The organism is Streptomyces sp. NPDC008079, assembly GCF_042957385.1.
Lineage (GTDB): Bacteria > Actinomycetota > Actinomycetes > Streptomycetales > Streptomycetaceae > Actinacidiphila.
In genome coordinates this window covers 1-16,524 of sequence record NZ_JBIBIC010000031.1, presented here as the reverse complement: position 1 = coordinate 16,524, position 16,524 = coordinate 1, and the positions used below count along the sequence as shown (strand labels likewise).

The following is a 16,524-nucleotide window of genomic DNA, read 5'->3' as shown; positions in this document are numbered from 1 at the left end:
GCACCGCTGGGCCGTACGCACCGCTGGGCCGTACGGTCGCGGCGGTGCGGCTGAACGCGGGCCCGGTGGGCGGCACTTGTGCGCAAGTGCCCGCCCGCCGGGCCCGACCGCGCTACGGCGTGGGCGCGTCCGGCATCTTCCACACCGTCAGCAGCGTGGAGTACGTCGGCATCGGGTCGGTCATCATGTTGCCGGACGGCGTGACGTCGGTGACCTTCAGCATGGCCAGATTCCCCTCCGAGGTCACCGTGCACAGCACCGTGCCCTTGGCGATGTACGTGTCCTTGGCGAGGTCGCCCCGGTAGATCTCGCCGGACAGCGCGTCGGCGCCGACCCCGTTCCTGCACGCCTGGTAGTCGGTGCCGTCGGCCCGGCCGAAGGTGGTGAGGAACCGCATGCTGCCGTCGGCCCAGTCCTGGTACTCGATCTCGTAGCCGTCGGTGTCGCCGATCTGGCCGTTCGGCTCGACCCTCGCGCTGTCCAGGTCCACATGCGTGCCGTGGTTCCAGGCGGGCGAGCGGATGGTGAACTTGCGGTCCTGGAAGATGACTTGCGGCTGCCCGCCGCCGGGTGTGCCCGGGTCGGCAGAGGAGCCGCCGGGGGAGCCGGTCGGGGCGGTGCTCGCGGGGCCGGTGGTCGGAGCGGCAGCGGGGGACTGGGAGGTGGAGGTGCCGGGGCCGCCGCCGAGCGGCGACTTGCCCTGCGGGCCCTTGTCGTCGCCCTTGCCGTCGGAGTGGGTGAAGGCGTAGGTGAGCGTCACCGCGAGGATCACGGCCAGGACGCTGCCGCCGATGGCCATCACCTTCTGCGTCCGGCCGCTGGGGACCCGGCTCTGCCCGTCGTGCCCGTTCCCGTTCCCGTCGTGCCCCTCGTTCCCGTTCCCGTTTCCGGGACCGCGCCCGTGGCCGTTTCCGGGACCGCGCCCTTGCCCGTCTCCGGGACCGCTCTCGGGACCGCTCGCACGACCGCTTCCGTCCCCGCGGCCGGTGGCTCCGTGGGCGCCGGTCGCGGGGCCGTCCACATTCGTCGGCCCGAACATGCCCGAGGTGTACGGGCCTGACGCGTACGGGCCTGACGCGTACGGACCCGGCGCGTACGGGCCGGAGGGCGCGGCACCCGTCCCGGCGGGCGGTGCGGCCCGCGGCGCCCCCTGCGGCATCGCGGGCGGTACGGCGGGCGGTACGGCGGGCGCCGGTATGTGCGGCGGCGCGGCGGGCGCGGCGGGCGGTGCCGGGGCCGGCGGCAGGGCCGCGGCGGCCTCCCGCCGGGCTATCTCGGCCGCGAGCGGCTGCGGCAGCCAGCCGCTGAAGTCCCGGAGCGGGCGGCCCGCGCCACGCTCGCACAGCTCGGCCAGCTCCGCGGGGGTGGGCCGGGCCGCCGGGTCCGCGGTCAGGCAGCGCTCCAGGACGGTCCGCAGCTCGTCGGGGTAACCGGACAGGTCGGGCGGCCGGACGGCGGTGTTGGCTATCTGCGTGGCGAGCGTGATCGCGCCCGCCGTGCCGTACGGGTGCCGTCCGGTGGCGGCGACCGCGGCGATCAGGCCGAGCGAGAACAGGTCGGTGGCCGGGGTGAGTTCGTGCCCGTTGGCGTGCTCGGGCGACATGTACTGCGGGGTGCCGATCAGGCCGCCGCTGCGGGTGAGCTGCGTGGAGTCCGCCGCGCGCGCGATGCCGAAGTCGATCACCCAGGGGCCGCCCGCGCCGAGCAGCACATTGCTGGGCTTGAGGTCGCGGTGGATGACGCCCGCCGCGTGCACCGCGCGCAGCGCCTCCGCCGCGCAGCCCACCAGTTGCAGCGCGGTGGCCACCGGCAGCGCCCCGTACCGGGCGAGCGCGTCGTCCAGCGGCAGCCCCGGAATGTAACTGGTCGCCAGCCAGGGCCGGTTGCCGGTGGTGTCGTGGTCGACGACCGGCACCACGTGGTAGCCCTGCACCCGGCGCGCGGACTGCACCTCCTGCTGGAAGCGCCGCCTGAACTCCTCGTCCTGCGCGTATTCGCGCCGGATCACCTTCAGCGCGACCGGCTGTCCGCCGCGGGTGTGCGAGAGGTAGACCGACCCCATCCCGCCCTCGCCGATCCGGGCCAGCAGCCGGTAACCGGCCACCTCGCGCGGGTCCTGCGGCTCCAGCGCCTGTAACGGACTCCCGCCCGGACCCTGATCAGAACCCGCTCCCGCGCCCGGCACCGGACCCGCACCCGCGCCCGGCGCCGGGCCACCGCTCGAACTGCTGTCGTGACTGGAGATTTCGGGCACCCCCCGGTAGGCGAACGGGGCACGATGCTACCGGGGGTGTGTACGAGGCGCGGACGTCGTATCGAACCCGCTGACGCCTTGGTGCCGTTCGGTGACATCACCCGCCGAGGACGGCCCCGGGCCGGAGGCCGGAACGGCATCGGGCCGCGCCCCGTATCCGCCTCAGGACTCGCCCGGCACCGGCGCCAGCCGCACCAGCCGGTCACCCGTCCTGGTCCCCGTCGCCACCAAGGTCCCGCCGGCCGGCACCTTCTGATATTTCGTCAGCAGCAACCAGCCGACCCCGTACCGCCGTTGGACCGCGGCGCGCTGCGCCGCCGTCGACTTCGGGTCCAGATACGTGCGCACGGCGGCGAATCTGCGGTCGCGTTCGGCGGCCGGGGTGGACGGGTCGGGCCAGGTGGGGGCGACCAGGAAGAAGCCGTAGGCGGGCAGGACGTGCGTGGCGTAGTACCCGTCGGTGAGGACCACCGCGTCGGCGGGCATGCGGTCCGCGGCCCAGCCGTAGCCCGGCCAGCGCACCGGGTGGTCGACGGTCACCGGCAGGAAGCGCTGCGGCACGACGGCGCCGATCTGCGCGGCCACGCCGAAGCAGAGCGCGACGGCGGCCACGGGCGCGAGCACCGCGCGCAGCCGGGTCCACGGCGGGATCGAGGCCAGTTCCACGGCGAGCGCGAACTGCGGCGGCACGAGCAGCAGCGCGAAGACCCGCCCGTAGGTGTAGTGCCCGCTCACCCACCCGTAGGCGACGATCAGGCAGAAGGCGGCGAACATCAGGACCAGCGGGTCGCGGACGCCGCGCCGGGCGCGCAGCAGCAGCGGCGGGAGGCCGACGAGCGCCAGCCCGTACCACTGCCAGGGGTGGATGTAGAGCCGCTTGTGCACCGCGTCGACCGTGGTGTCACCGGCCAGCGAGAACACGTCGTAGTACGGCCACGCCACGGCCACCAGCAGCGCGAGCGCGCCCGCCAGAAGCCAGCGGGCCGTCACCCGCCGCGACCAGCCGCGCTGCCGGGCCGTCAGCACCGCCACGATCCCGACGGCCGCGGCCAGCGCGGTGATCGGGTGGATGAGCAGCAGCAGCCCGCAGGCCACCCCGAGCAGGGCGTAACCGGCCCAGCCGGTGGTACGGCGGCGCGCCAGCCGGTCGGTGAGCGCCCACAGGTGGAAGGTGACGCCGACCGCGAAGGCGCTCGGGTACGAGGCGCCGCGGGTCAGCGACCACACCCCGCAAAAGCCGCTCCACTCCTTGCCCTGCACGCCCCACAGCAGGGTGAAGGCCAGCAGCGCGTAGACCGGCGCCATCGGCCGTCTGCTCAGCGTCCGCGCGTACACGCCGACGCCGGTGACCAGCACCGCCAGATTCACCGGGCCGCACCAGCGCACGACCTCCCGCCCGGCGGCGCCGGTGGCCCGCGCGATCAGGCCGAGTGCCACGATGTACGGCGAGAAGTACGGGCTGCCGGTGCCCGGCAGGTCGAGCAGCGGATTGGCCGGGTGCCGCCAGTCGGCCTTGACCCGCTCCACCGCCGAGGCGTGCTGCCCGAAGTCCGAGGCGATCGGCGTACGCCAGGCCGCCGCGGCGACCACCAGCCAGAAGAGCGTCCCGACGACGGCGTACGGCGTCACCCGCCAGGCCCGCGCCCGCTCCAGCAGCCGGGCGGGCAGACCGGCCCGCCCGGCCGCGACCGCGGCGCCGTCGGCCGTACCGGCCCCCGGCTCGTCGCCCGCGCCGTCGCCCGCGGTGACCTCTCCGGTCGTCAGTGACGGCAAGGCGCGGCCTTGAGGAGGGTGCGGTCGTGCGGCCGCGGCGGGTGTGCGGCGGGGGCCAATTCGCTCGATGTCATGACAAGCTCCGTGTTCCGGCGGCGGTTCGGTCAGGGTGTCAGGGGGTCAGCTGAGCATCAGGTCCGCCACGCGGGCGGCGGCCCCTCCGTCGTCCAGGTGGCAGAAGGCGGCGCGGAAGGCCGCGTAGGCGTCGGCGCGGCTCCGGACGGCGGCCTCCGGGTCGCGCAGCGCGGCGGTCAGCTCGTCCGTGGTGCGCAGCAGCGGCCCCGGCGCCTGGGCCTCGTAGTCGAAGGTGAAGCCGCGCAGCGTGTCGCGGTAGTGCGGCAGGTCGGGCGTGAACAGCAGCACCGGGCGGCCGGTGACCGCGAAGTCGGCGAGCACCGAGGAGTAGTCGGTGACCAGCACGTCGGCGACGAGCAGCAGTTCCGCGAGGTCGGGGTGGGCGGAGACGTCCCGCACGAAGCCGCCGGGCACCGCCGGGAGGGTGTCGGCGACCAGCGGGTGCGAGCGGACCAGCAGCACATGGCTGGTGGTCAGCTCCGCCGCCATCGCCGCCAGGTCGAGCGGCAGGTGCAGCCGGGCGTGCTCGGCGTCGTACGCCTCGTCGTCGCGGACCGTCGGCGCGTACAGCACGACCGTGCGGCCGGGCGGCAGGCCGAGCCTGGCCCGTACCTCCTCGCGCACCTTGTCGCGGTCCTCGCCGCTGAGCAGGTCGGTACGGGGCAGCCCCGTCTCGGCGACCTCGCCGTCGAAGTCGAGGGCGCGGCGCAGGACCGGGGTGCTCTGCGAGTTGGGGGAGAGCAGCACGCTCCACTGGTGGCCGAGGCTCGGCTGCGGCCACATGTGGGTGAGGTCGGCGCACAGCGTGCCCGCCAGGTCCTGGCCGATCCGCTTCACGGGCGCGCCGTGCCAGGTCTGGACGACCCGCTGGCCCTCGCGGCGGCGGAACCACGCGGGCAGATGCGTGTTGGTCACCACATGGCGGCCGCGGGCCAGCGCCTCGTACCAGTCGTCGCTGCCGCGCAGCACCGCGCGGGCGGTCGCGGGCACCGCCACGGTGTGGTCGCGCACCACCCACACATGGTCGAACGGGACGCCCCTGCGCACCAGTTCGTCGTGGACGGCGCGCGGCGAGTCCGCGCAGTCGCGGCCGTCGAAGCTGCTGTAGAGGACGGTGTCGGTCAACGGGCGGCGCAGCAGCACCGGATAGCGCCGCTCGCGCAGCATCCGCTGCCGGTACGGGCCGCGGTCCGCCGCGGGCACGGGCGATCCGGCCGCCACGAACAGGTGGTCGTGGAACCGCCGGTCGACCGTCACCGGTCGCGCGCCCGGCGCCGCCGGGAGCCGCAGCGGCAGCTCGGCGAACGCCTCCCGCGCGATCCGCACCGGGGCGTCGCCGCCGTCCGCCGCCCGCAGGTGCAGATACCAGCGTCCTGCGTGCGGCAGCGCCGACACGTCCAGCGCGGCGCTGAACCGGCGTACGGGGCCGGCCGGGCCCCGCCCCGCGGCTCCCTCCGCCGCCACGGCAGACGCCGTTCCGGCCCCGGCCTGCGCCGGGGTTCCCGCCGCGACCGGGGCGTCGTCCCCCGCTGCCGCAGCGGCGCCCGCAGCCCCCACGGCGCCCGCCGCCTCGGCGGCAGCGGAGTCCGCGCCCTTGGCCGCCAGCGTCACCTCGACGCCGACCTCGGCCGCGTACGTGCCGTGCCGCAGGACCAGCCGGGCCGGGGGCGGGGTGTCGGCGGGGAGTTCACCGGTGACCAGGAGGGTGCCGTTGGTGGCGCGCGCCACATGGGTGGCCAGCGGCTGGGGCGTACGGTCGCGCAGCAGCAGATTGCCCGCCGCGGTGGCGTCGACGACCAGCTCGCGCCGGGCCCCGGCCAGCAGCGCGTCGCCGCCGAGGTCGTAACGCCCCTGCGGCAGCGGCCCGGCGGCGGCGATCCGCGCGGTGCCGCCGTCGGCGAAGACCGCCTCGAACGACCAGGCCGCGGCCGTCTCCGGCGCGACCTCCTTGGGCAGCCCCTCGACGTCGGGCCGCGCCCCCGCGAGGTCGGCCAGGACCAGGCGCGCCGTCAGCCGCGTCCAGCCGTCGATGCCGGTGCTCTCCGCGTCGGCGGTCAGCGGGTAGTCGAAGGCCGCGCCCGTCGTCTGCTGCGTGGCCCGCAGCGCGACCGGGGGCTTGCGGTCGCGGACGGCGATCTCGAAGACGACCCCGCCGTCGCCGTCCGCCCGGTGACCGGTGATCCGGCGGGTGACCGGCTCGACCGACAGGTGCAGCCGGCCGTCCTTGTACCAGGGCACGAGCCGGGTGTCGTCGTCCAGCGGGAAGGGGACGGGCGAGGACCCGGCGCCCGCGTCGTCGGCGCGCGGCGCCGCGGGGCGGACCACCGAGCCCGCCGCCACGACGATCCCGAGCCGCCACTGCCCGGCCGTCCAGCCCTCCTTGCCCCGCAGCCGCTTGGGGTCGACGGTGATCTCGAAGCCGGACCAGTCGTACGAGTGCCGCTCCTGCGGTCCGCCGTCGGTCACTTCGGGGACCCGCACGGTCCGCACCGGCAGCAGCAGCTTGCGGCGCCCGGACATCAGCACGGCCGTCTTGAGCGAGGTGCGGCGCGCGCCCGCGTCCACATTGCGCACATACGCGTGGCCCCGGAGGATCAACTTGCCGTCGCGCCAGTCCAGTTGGCTGAGCCGGGCGACGACCGGCAGGTCCTTCGTGCCGATGGCGGTCACCGCGCGCGGCAGCGGCACGGGCGAACCGTCGCCGCGCACGACCACCGCGCGCTTGCGCAGCGGCGGCCCCGCGATGTCGAACACGGTCCGCCCGCCGTGCTGTTCGTGCGCCAGCACCTCCAGCAGGTCCGCCAGCCGGCCTTCCCTGATCAGCTCCCAGCGGATGCGCAGTTCGGCGGGCAGCGCGGGGAAGAGCGTCGGGTCGACGCGGCCGAGGTAGTCGCGGACGCGGTCGAGGAAGACCTGGTGGTATTCCGGTCCCGCCATCGGCAGGGCCTCGATGAAGTACAGCAGGTCGTCGGTGAGCACCGACCGGTCGTAGTCCCGCTTGTGCTTGCTCCAGCGGGTGTTGGCCGGGTCGGCCAGGAACCGCGAGACCCCGTCGACGGCCGCGATCCGGTCGCGTACGCCCTTGACGTCGGTGCGGCGGCGGGTGATCGAGCCCTCGCGGATCCGCCAGTAGTAGACGTGCTCGTGCAGCACGTCCACGGCGTCGGCGAGGAAGTGCGCCGGAATGGTCAGCGGCGTGTCCTCGTACAGCACGCCCTCGGGGAAGGCCAGTTGGTGCTTGTCCCAGAAGGAGCGGCGGAAGACCTTGTTCCACGCCACCCGGTCGGACAGCAGGCCCAGGTCACGGGTGATGTGCGTGCGCCGCACGGTCTTGTCCATGCCCCGGTGCTGCCACGCCTGGCTGCGGCCCTGCGGGGTGAGCCGGTAGACGTTGCCGGTCGCGAAGTCGGAGCCCGACTGGTCGAGCAGGCCGACCAGCTTCTCGTACGCGCGCGGCGGCAGCACGTCGTCGCTGTCCACGAAGGTCAGGTACGACGTCTGCGGCGCCGCGTTCCGCGCCCCCGTGTTGCGGGCGTGGCCGAGACCGCCGTTGGGCTGCGCGACCAGCCGGAAGCGCGGGTCGCGGTCGGCGAACGCCTGGGCCAGTTCGGGGCCCGAGTCCGTCGATCCGTCGTCGACCATCACCACATCGAGGTCGGTGAAGGTCTGCGCCGCGATCGACCGCAGGCACTCCTCCAGATACTGCTCGACGTTGTAGACGGGGACGACGACAGTGAGGCGGGGCGTCATGGCGGGCAACGGTCCTTCCGGGACGGCGACGGCATACGGATGACGGCACGCGCGCGACGGCACATGCACGACGGCATGCGAATGCCGTTCCTTCAACTCGCCGAAGCGCCTTCCGGTCACCGCGAGTGAGCCGAACGAGCGAAAGGGTGAACCGCCGCAGGGTGTCCGGTTGGTACGCTCGGACGCTATCCCGTACCGGTACGTCTCGATCTGTCCAGGATGGTCATGCCCCGAATCACCGTCGTCGTCCCCGTCCACCGCGCCCAGGGCTTCCTGCGCGCCTGTCTGGAGTCGGTGCTCGGGCAGTCCTTCACCGACGTCGAGGTCGTCGCCGTCGACGACGCCTCACCGGACGCGAGCGGCGCGATCATCGCCGAATTCGCCGCCGCCGACCCGCGGGTCAAGCCGCTGCGGCTGGACCGCACCGGCGGCACGGGACCGGCGCGCGACGCGGGCGCGGCCCTCGCGACCGGCGACTACCTGCTCTTCCTGGACGCCGACGACCTGATGACGCCCGGCACGCTGGCCGCCGCGGACGCCCGGCTGCGCGCCACCGGCGACCCCGATGTGCTGCTCTTCGACCACGAGCGCTTCACCGTCTGGGAGAACATCCAGGAGAGTGACGACGCCGACTTCCTCGGCGAGGCGGGCGACTCCGTCTTCACCGCGTCCGACCGCCCCGAGTGCCTGGGCACCTACCCCGCGGTCTGGAACCGGCTGCTGCGCCGCGCCTTCTGGGAGGAGCGCGGCTTCCGCTTCGGCGAGGGCGCGTACGAGGACGTCGCCGTCGCCTCCCGCGTCCTGCTCGCCGCCACCGGCATCGCGTGCCTGGACCGGGTCGGCGTGCGCTGGCGCAAGCGGCGCGGGATCAGCGTCGGCACCACGCCCGGCCGCCACCACCTGGCCGTACTCGACCGGTACGAGGCGCTGTTCGCCGAGATCGACGGCGGCGACGAGGCCGAGGACCGCAAGCGGGAGCAACGCGCCGCGCTGTACGGGCGGATGGCCGTCCTGCTCGCGGCCGTCGGCGAGGACGGCTCGCCGCTGACGCCCGACGCCCGGCCAGAGTACGTCCGGCGCGCGGGACGGCTGCTGGGCCGCTACCGGCCCGCGGGCTGGACCGCGCCCGACAGCAACGAGGGCCGCTGGCTGCGGGCCGCGGGCACCGGCAGCTACGGCCGCTACCGCGCGGCGCTCGGCGGCCAGGCGTGGACGCGCAAGCTGGCCCGCCGGATCAGGGCACGCAAGAACGCGCTGGGCCGCGCGGTCTACCAGCGCTACTACCGGCTGCGGCTGCGCCGCCCCGTCGACCCCAACCTCGTGGTCTACGCGGCCTATTGGAACCGCGGGGTGTCCTGCAACCCGGCGGCCGTCTACTACAAGGCCCAGGAGATCGCGCCGCACCTGCGCGGGGTGTGGGTGGTCAACAAGAAGGACCGCGAGGCGATGCCGCCCGGCGTCGACCACGTCGTGGTCAACTCCCGCCGCTACTGGGACGTGCTGGCGCGCGCCAAGTACCTGGTGAACAACGCCAACTTCACCGGCCAGGTCGTCAAGCGCCCCGAGCAGGTCTACCTCCAGACCCACCACGGCACACCGCTCAAGCACATGGGCATGGACCTGCGCGCCCGCCCGGCCGTCGGCAAGGGCATGAGCTTCGGCCGCCTGCTCGACCACGCCGACCAGTGGGACTTCTCGCTGGCCGCCAACCAGCACTCCGCGGAGGTCTGGGAGCGGGTCTACCCCAGCGGCTACGAGACGCTGCCCAGCGGCTACCCGCGCAACGACGTGTTCCACACCGCGGGCGCCGACGAGGTCCGCCGCGCCCGCGAGAGCCTGGGCCTGGCCCCCGGCACCACCGCGATCCTCTACGCGCCCACCCACCGCGACTACCAGCGGACCTTCGTCGTCCCGCTCGACCTGGAACGGCTCTGCCGCGAACTGGGCCCCGGCTACACGCTGATGGTCCGCGCCCACTACTTCTACGGGCAGAACGACGCGCTCGAGGCGCTGCACGCGGCGGGCACCATCATGGACGTCTCGCAGCACCCGTCCGTCGAGGAACTGAGCCTCGCCTCCGACGCGTTGCTCTGCGACTTCTCCTCGCTGATGTTCGACTACGCCAACCTCGACCGGCCGATCGTCGTGCACGCCGCCGACTGGGAGGCGTACCGCGCCGCCCGCGGCGTCTACTTCGACCTGCTGTCCGGGCGGCGCGGCGAGACGCCGGGCGTGGTGGCGGGCGACGAGGCGGGACTGGCCCGCGCCTTCCGCTCGGGGGCGTGGCGCGGCCCCGAGGCGGCGGCGCTGCGGGCCGCCTTCCGGCAGCGGTTCTGCGCGTACGACGACGGGCTCGCCGCCGAGCGCGTGGTGCGCCGGGTGCTGCTCGGCGAGCCCTCGCTGCTGCCGTACCGCCCGCTCCAGGACCGCCGTCCCGCCCCGGCCCCGGCCGGTGCGCGGGACGCGGACCCGACGGCGGGACCCACGGGGGAGCGCCCGGCGGTCCCGCTCGGCTGAGGCGCGGGGGCCGCTGGAGCCAAGGCCGATCGCGTGAACCGCCGAGCGCGCGTGAACCGCCCGGCCCACGTGAGCGGCCCGACCAGGTGAACCGCCCGCGCCGCCGGGGCCCTTGGGGCCGCTACAGGCTGCGCGGGTCGGGCCCCGAGGGCTCCAGCGGCGGCGGGCCGGACGGATCGGAGGCGTCTGCCGCGAGCGGGGCCAGCGCGCGGGCGCGGGACGGCGGCGGGGCCAGGTGCCGGTCCTCCGGCGGGATCACGGGCGGCAGCCCGCCGTCCTCGCGCAGGAACACCCGGCGCACCACGCGCTCGGCGGCGAGCCCGTCGTCGTAGGGACAGAACCGGCGCCGGAAGGCGGCCCGCAGTTCGGCCGAACGCGGGCCGCGCCAGGCCCCCGTGGCGAGGATGTCGGTCAACTCGTCCTCGCCGCGCGCCACCAGGCCCGGCGGGTGCGCGGTGATGTCGAAGTACGCGCCGCGGGTGGCCCGGTAGGTCTCCCAGTCCGCGGCGTGCAGCACGATCGGCCGGTCGAGGCCCGCGTAGTCGAACATCAGCGACGAGTAGTCGGTGATCAGGCCGTCCGAGGCCAGGCACAGCTCCTCCGCCGACGGGTGCCCCGACACGTCGATGACCCGCGGGTGCGGGGCCCGGTCGTCCAGACCGTCGCGCGGGTCGCCCGTCGGGTAGAAGTGGTGGGTGCGGCGCAGCAGCACCACGTCGGGGCCCAGCGCGTCGGCCATCCGCGCCAGGTCGAGCGCGGGCCGGTAACCGCGCTGGTAGTCGCGGTGCGTGGGCGCGTAGAGGAAGGCAGTGCTCTCGCGCGGGATGCCGAGTTCGTCGCGCAGCCGCAGCACGTCGCGCGCGGTGGCCCGGTGGAAGATGTCGGTGCGCGGCTGGCCGTACTCCAGGGCCGTGAAGCCCGACGGGTAGGCGCGCTCCCAGACCAGCGTGGAGTGGCGGCTCGCCGAGAGGCTGTAGTCCCAGCGGTCGACGTGCCGCAGCATCCGCTCGAAGTCGGTGGTGCCCGCGGCGGCCGGGTGCTCCTGGAGGTCGATGCCCATGTGCTTGAGCGGCGTGCCGTGGTGGGTCTGCACATTGATCTGGCCGGGCCGCTTGGCGTACCTGCGGTGGAAGTTGACGTTGCTGACCAGGTACGAGGCGCGGGCCAGCGCCGTCCAGTACGCGGCCGAGCCCGGCTCCAGGCGCCGTACGCCCGGCGGCAGGGTGTGCGCGTGCTCCGCGGTGGTCACCCACGCGGTCCGCATGTGCGGCGCCAGTTCGCGCAGCCGCTCCTCGACGGCCGCCGGATTGCAGGAGTAGCCGCGGTCCCAGTACGCGGAGAACACCGCCAGGTCCGGGTCGAGCGCGCGCCGCCGCTGCACCCGGTAGTGCGCGTGCAGCGCCGTCGTCCGCAGCCTGCCGTACAGCGCCCTCGCCCGCTGGGTGGCGCGCAGCCGCAGCCGGTGTGCCCGGCCGAGCGCCTGGAAGGTGCGCCGCGCGCCCAGCGCGACCAGCAGGTACCGCACCCCGCTGCGGCCGGTGGGACTGGCCCGGAAACCGCTCGGCCGCAGCCGCCGGTACTGGGCACGGCAGCGGCGGAAGTACTCCGGGCGCGACGAATTCGGCAGCCGGTCGGGGAAGTTGAAGACGGTGGTGAGGTGATCCAGTATCCGGCGGAAGAGCACCGGCCGCCACCGCTCCAGCTCCGGGTGGCTGTCGAGGAACGCGAACAGCAGGTCGTACTGCTTGAAGATGTCGAAGTGCCGTCGGCTGGTGGTGTGCAGGATGCCGCTGCCGCGCCGCTGCCGGTAGTGCACGCAGACCCGGTCGAGCAGCGCGATCGACCCGGCGGCCATCAGCACCGGATACGTCCACGGGGTGTCCTCGTAGTAGCCCGAGGGGAAGGCGATGTCGGACTTCTCGATGAAGTCGCGGCGGTACGCCTTGTTCCAGGCCACCATGATCAGCCGCAGCAGCTCGGGCCGGTCGTCCAGCGTGCAGACCTCGGGGCCGGTCTCGCTGAGGATCGCCGCGAACTGATTGCGGTGGACGTCGCCGTTCCAGTACGTGCGGGCGTAGTCGAAGACCAGCACGTCCGGCTCGCCGGTCCGCTCGATCCGGGCGGCGACGGCCTCCAGCGAGCCGGGGACCATGGTGTCGTCGGAGTCGAGGAACAGGACGTAGTCGCCGGTGGCGCGGGCGAGACCCGCGTTGCGGGCCCGGCCGAGGCCGATGTTCTCCGGCAGGTGCAGCACCTCGACGCGGGCGTCCCTGGCCGCGAACGAGTCGGCGATGGCGCCGCTGCCGTCGGGGGAGCAGTCGTCCACGACGATCAGTTCGACATCGGCGAAGGACTGGTCGAGCACGGATTTCAGACAGGCGTGCAGATACGCCTGCACCTGGTAGACGGGGACGACGACGCTGAAGCGGGGCACAGCACATCCAGGTTCGACACGGGGGCGAGGGGCGCACGGGCGCCCATGGCTTTCGCGCGGAGTGCCCGTTATATCCAGGGAACGCGTGGCCGCGCCGCTGGTTACGCTCCGACGCGTCGCGAGTCGCGGATCCGTACAAGTGCTTTGGTGATGATCGGCGGCAGGACGTTGACCAGCAGACGGCGCGCCCGGGAGCGGCGCGGCGCGGGGGCGGCGGGGGAGGCGGCCGTCGGGGCCTGCGACTCGGCCCGCCCGGCGGGCCCCGCGGTCCGCGCTGCGGCGGATTCGGTGTGCTCCGCGGTCTGCGCCGCTGTCTGGGCCGCGGTCTGGCCTGCGGTCTGATCAGGGGCTTGTGCGGCGGCGGGCGCGTGCCGGGACGGCGGCTGCGACGGCGACACCGTACGGTCCCGGTCGCCCTTGACCCGCAGCAGCGGCGCGCCCGCCACCGTCTGCACCTCGTGCCACAGGTCGGCGCGGCCCGACACGTACGCCAGCAGCTCCGCGCGGATCTCGGCCGGATCCCCCCAGGTGGCGTACATCTTGCTCTCGGTCACGCAGATCGCGTGCAGCCCGCCGGAGGTGACCGCCTGCCAGACGGCGGCGGCCACGCCGGGACAGTGCGCCGAGCGGTAGTCGTCCAGCGCGACCACGCCGTGCGGGTGCAGCAGCTCGCGCGAGGTCTCGATGTCGGCGTGCACGTGCTCGTACAGGTGCGAGGCGTCGATGTGCGCGAACCGGCACGACACCGGCTGGACCCGGTCCCTGACCGTCGAGGACATGCCCTGGACGACCTCGGGCAGCTCGTCGTGGAAGGAGAGGTAATTGGCCTCGAACGAGTGACGGGTCAAGGTCGGGTACGACTTCTTCATCTCGGCGGAGTTGGCGTTGTCCTCGGCCGGGGCGTCGAACAGGTCGCAGACGGTGAAGGTGTCGCCCTCGCGCAGGTAACTCCCCATGAAGATGGCGCTCTTGCCGAGATAGGCGCCCACCTCCAGCAGGTCGCCGGGCTCGGTGCGGCTGACCTGCCGGGTCAGGAACCAGTCGAAGAGGACCTGGTCGACGGGGAAGAACCAGCCCTCGACCTGGGCCAGTTCGGTGGGCGCGGGAAGCCGGTCCTCGGCGGAGGTCATGGTCATGGGGGGATGTCCGTTCGGTACGGGTGTGGGGGGCGTCAGTGTAAAGCGCCCGACGCCCCCCGTTTCGTACCGAATATCCCGCCGCCCCGCGCGTGCGCCGCTCCCCGGTGGCTCCCCGGTGGCTCCCCGGTGGCTACCCGGTGGCTCCCGGGCGGCTGTTGGACGGCCGCTGGACGGCCGCTGGACGGCTCCGCGGCGGCTACTTGACGGCGCCCGCCATCACACCGGACACGAACTGCCGCTGGAAGGCGAAGAAGACCACCAGCGGGACCACCATCGACACGAAGGCGCCGGGCGCCAGGATGTCGATGTTGTTGCCGAACTGCCGTACCTGCTGCTGGAGGGCGACCGTGATCGGCTGCGCGTCGCTGTTGGCGAAGATCAGCGCGACCAGCATGTCGTTCCACACCCACAGGAACTGGAAGATGCCCAGCGACGCGATGGCCGGGCCGCCCAGCGGCATGACCACCCGCACGAACAGCCGGATCTCGCCCGCGCCGTCCAGCCGCGCGGCCTCCAGCAGCTCGCGCGGGATCTCCGCGAAGAAGTTGCGGAGCAGGAAGATCGCGAAGGGCAGTCCGAACGCGGTGTGGAAGAGCACCACACCGGAGATGTCACCGAAGATCCCGATGTCGCCGAAGAGCCGCGCGACCGGGATCAGCGCCACCTGCACCGGCACCACCAGCATCGCCACCACGGCGATGAACCACCAGTCGCGGCCCGGGAACTCCATCCAGGCGAAGGCGTAACCGGCGAGCGAGCCGATCACCACGACCAGCAGCGTCGCGGGCACGGTGATCAGCGCGGTGTTCACCAGCGAGTCGGTGATCGCGTGATTGTCCAGCAGCGTGCGGTAGTTGGAGACCGTCAGCTCCGACGGCGAGGTGAAGACCTTCCACCAGCCGCTGGCCGAGATGTCGCTCGGCGTACGCAGCGACGACAGCAGCAGCCCGATCGTCGGCATGAGCCAGAACAGCGCCACCACCAGCAGGAAGACCCGCACCAGGCCGCCGCTCGCGCGGGCCGCGATCCGCGCGGCCACACTCTCCTTCGGCCTCGGCGCGGCCTCGGGCACCGCGCCGCCCTTCGCCGCCTGGCCGCCCGTCTCAGGACCGCCCGCCATGGCGGCCGATTCCGCGCTCATCGCCGTCCCTCCCTGCGCAGCCGCCGGATGTTGAAGATCATGACCGGCAGGACCAGCAGCAGCAGGATCACACCGATCGCGCTGCCCACCCCCTGGTTGTCGCCGCCGCCGAAGGACGACAGATAGAGCTGGAGGGCCAGGACGTTCGCGTCCGACTGGGTGTTGCCGGGTGCGATGATGTACACGAGGTCGAAGATCTTCAGCACGTTGATCATCAGCGTGACCGTGACGACCACCAGGACCGGGGCCAGCAGCGGCACGGTGATCCGGCGGAACACCTGCCACTCGTTGGCGCCGTCCACCCGCGCCTGTTCCATCAGCTCCCGCGGCACTCCGGCCAGACCGGCCGCGATCAGCACCATCGCGAAGCCCGCCCACATCCAGATGTAGCTGCCGATGATCGACGGCGTGATCAGATTCGGGCCGAGCCAGTTGACGCCGTTGTACTTGCCGGAGAAGTTCGAGGCGGGCAGCCGCAGTTGGGCCCCGGCGGCGGACGCGGGCAGCTTGTACGTGCCGTCCTTCCCGGACTTCGCCGTCGCCACCACCTTGCCGTCCTTGACCGCCTGCACCTTCACACCGGACAGCGCCTTCTCGCCCGGATCGATCACACCGGGCTTCCCGGTGCCGCCGGGCCTGAAGTCCAGCCATACGGTGCCGGTCACCGAATCCGGCTGCGAGGGCGCGGGCTTGGCGTCCACGGCGTTCGAGGGCAGCTTGTTCTGCGGGATGCCGATCAGCGGCAGATCCGCGGGACTGCCCTGCCGGGCCGTGGACTTGGTGGTGAAGGAGCCGCCCGCGCTCGGCGCGAGATCGCCGCCGGGCCGCGGCCGGGCGCCCGGATAGGCCGCGTTGTCGGTGAACGTGTCATGGACCGCGACCACCACGGCGTTCGCGACGCCGCGCCCCGGGTCCTGCTCGTACACCAGCCGGAAGATGATCCCGGCCGCCAGCATCGAGATGGCCATCGGCATGAAGATGACCAGCTTGAACGCCGTGCTCCAGCGCACCCGTTCGGTGAGCACGGCGAAGACCAGACCGAGGGCGGTCGCCACGGTCGGCGCGACCACCACCCAGATCGCGTTGTTGCGCACGGCGGTGAGGATGCCGTGGTCGGTGAAGACCGTGCCGAAGTTCTTCAGACCGACGAAGGCGCTCCCGTCGGCGTCGAAGAGGCTGCGCTGGACGGTGTAGACGATCGGGTACACCACGAGCGCGCCCAGCAGGATCAGGGCGGGCAGCAGGAAGAGCGCGGCCACCCAGGGACGGGTGCCCATCAGGCTCCTGCGGCGGCCCGGTCCCTTGGCGGGCGGGCCGGGCAGAGGGCCGGGCGGGGGGGGGGGCCCCGCCCCCCCCCCCCCGCCCCCCCCCCCCCCCCCCCGGGGGGCCCCCCCGGGGGCCCCCCCCCCCCCCCCCCCAGCCCAAGCCGGGGGGGCCGGGG

8 protein-coding genes are annotated in these 16,524 nt (G+C 73.7%); 1 reads left to right on the top strand and 7 read right to left on the bottom strand.

Annotated features, from left to right (window positions below; genetic code table 11):
• Positions 1 to 112: 112 nt before the first annotated feature.
• The 3 genes from ACFZAM_RS36075 to ACFZAM_RS36065 form a co-directional block, all read right to left on the bottom strand.
• Complete coding sequence (locus ACFZAM_RS36075) at positions 113 to 2,104, bottom strand: protein kinase (protein ID WP_391052543.1); 1,992 nt, start codon at positions 2,102 to 2,104, stop codon at positions 113 to 115.
• Between the two features lie 312 nt (positions 2,105 to 2,416).
• Entirely contained in the window at positions 2,417 to 4,027 is a 1,611-nt protein-coding gene (locus ACFZAM_RS36070; protein ID WP_391052541.1) for a hypothetical protein, read from the bottom strand.
• A 120-nt stretch (positions 4,028 to 4,147) separates the two neighbouring features.
• Complete coding sequence (locus ACFZAM_RS36065) at positions 4,148 to 7,852, bottom strand: CDP-glycerol glycerophosphotransferase family protein (protein WP_391052538.1); 3,705 nt, start codon at positions 7,850 to 7,852, stop codon at positions 4,148 to 4,150.
• A 225-nt stretch (positions 7,853 to 8,077) separates the two neighbouring features.
• Here ACFZAM_RS36065 and ACFZAM_RS36060 point away from each other — a divergent pair, with 225 nt between their 5' ends.
• On the top strand, positions 8,078 to 10,369 hold the full coding sequence (locus tag ACFZAM_RS36060; protein WP_391052535.1) for a CDP-glycerol glycerophosphotransferase family protein: 2,292 nt from the start codon (positions 8,078 to 8,080) through the stop codon (positions 10,367 to 10,369).
• 121 nt (positions 10,370 to 10,490) lie between these two features.
• On the opposite strand, the gene ACFZAM_RS36055 is transcribed toward ACFZAM_RS36060, so the two are convergent.
• The 4 genes from ACFZAM_RS36055 to ACFZAM_RS36040 all read right to left on the bottom strand — a co-directional run bounded on the left by ACFZAM_RS36055 (position 10,491) and on the right by ACFZAM_RS36040 (position 16,360).
• Positions 10,491 to 12,803 carry a CDP-glycerol glycerophosphotransferase family protein gene (locus ACFZAM_RS36055; protein WP_391052532.1) on the bottom strand — a complete coding sequence of 771 codons (2,313 nt, stop codon included), beginning with the start codon at positions 12,801 to 12,803 and terminating at the stop codon, positions 10,491 to 10,493.
• A 101-nt stretch (positions 12,804 to 12,904) separates the two neighbouring features.
• The gene (locus ACFZAM_RS36050; protein WP_391052529.1) at positions 12,905 to 13,939 is read right to left on the bottom strand and encodes a class I SAM-dependent methyltransferase; all 1,035 of its coding nucleotides are present in this window, start codon (positions 13,937 to 13,939) and stop codon (positions 12,905 to 12,907) included.
• Positions 13,940 to 14,138: 199 nt separating this feature from the next.
• Positions 14,139 to 15,062, bottom strand: a complete 924-nt coding sequence (locus ACFZAM_RS36045) for an ABC transporter permease subunit (RefSeq protein ID WP_391052571.1) — start codon at positions 15,060 to 15,062, stop codon at positions 14,139 to 14,141.
• 17 nt (positions 15,063 to 15,079) lie between these two features.
• Positions 15,080 to 16,360: a sugar ABC transporter permease gene (locus ACFZAM_RS36040; protein WP_355343277.1), complete on the bottom strand. Its 1,281-nt coding sequence runs from the start codon at positions 16,358 to 16,360 to the stop codon at positions 15,080 to 15,082.
• Positions 16,361 to 16,524 lie beyond the last annotated feature (164 nt).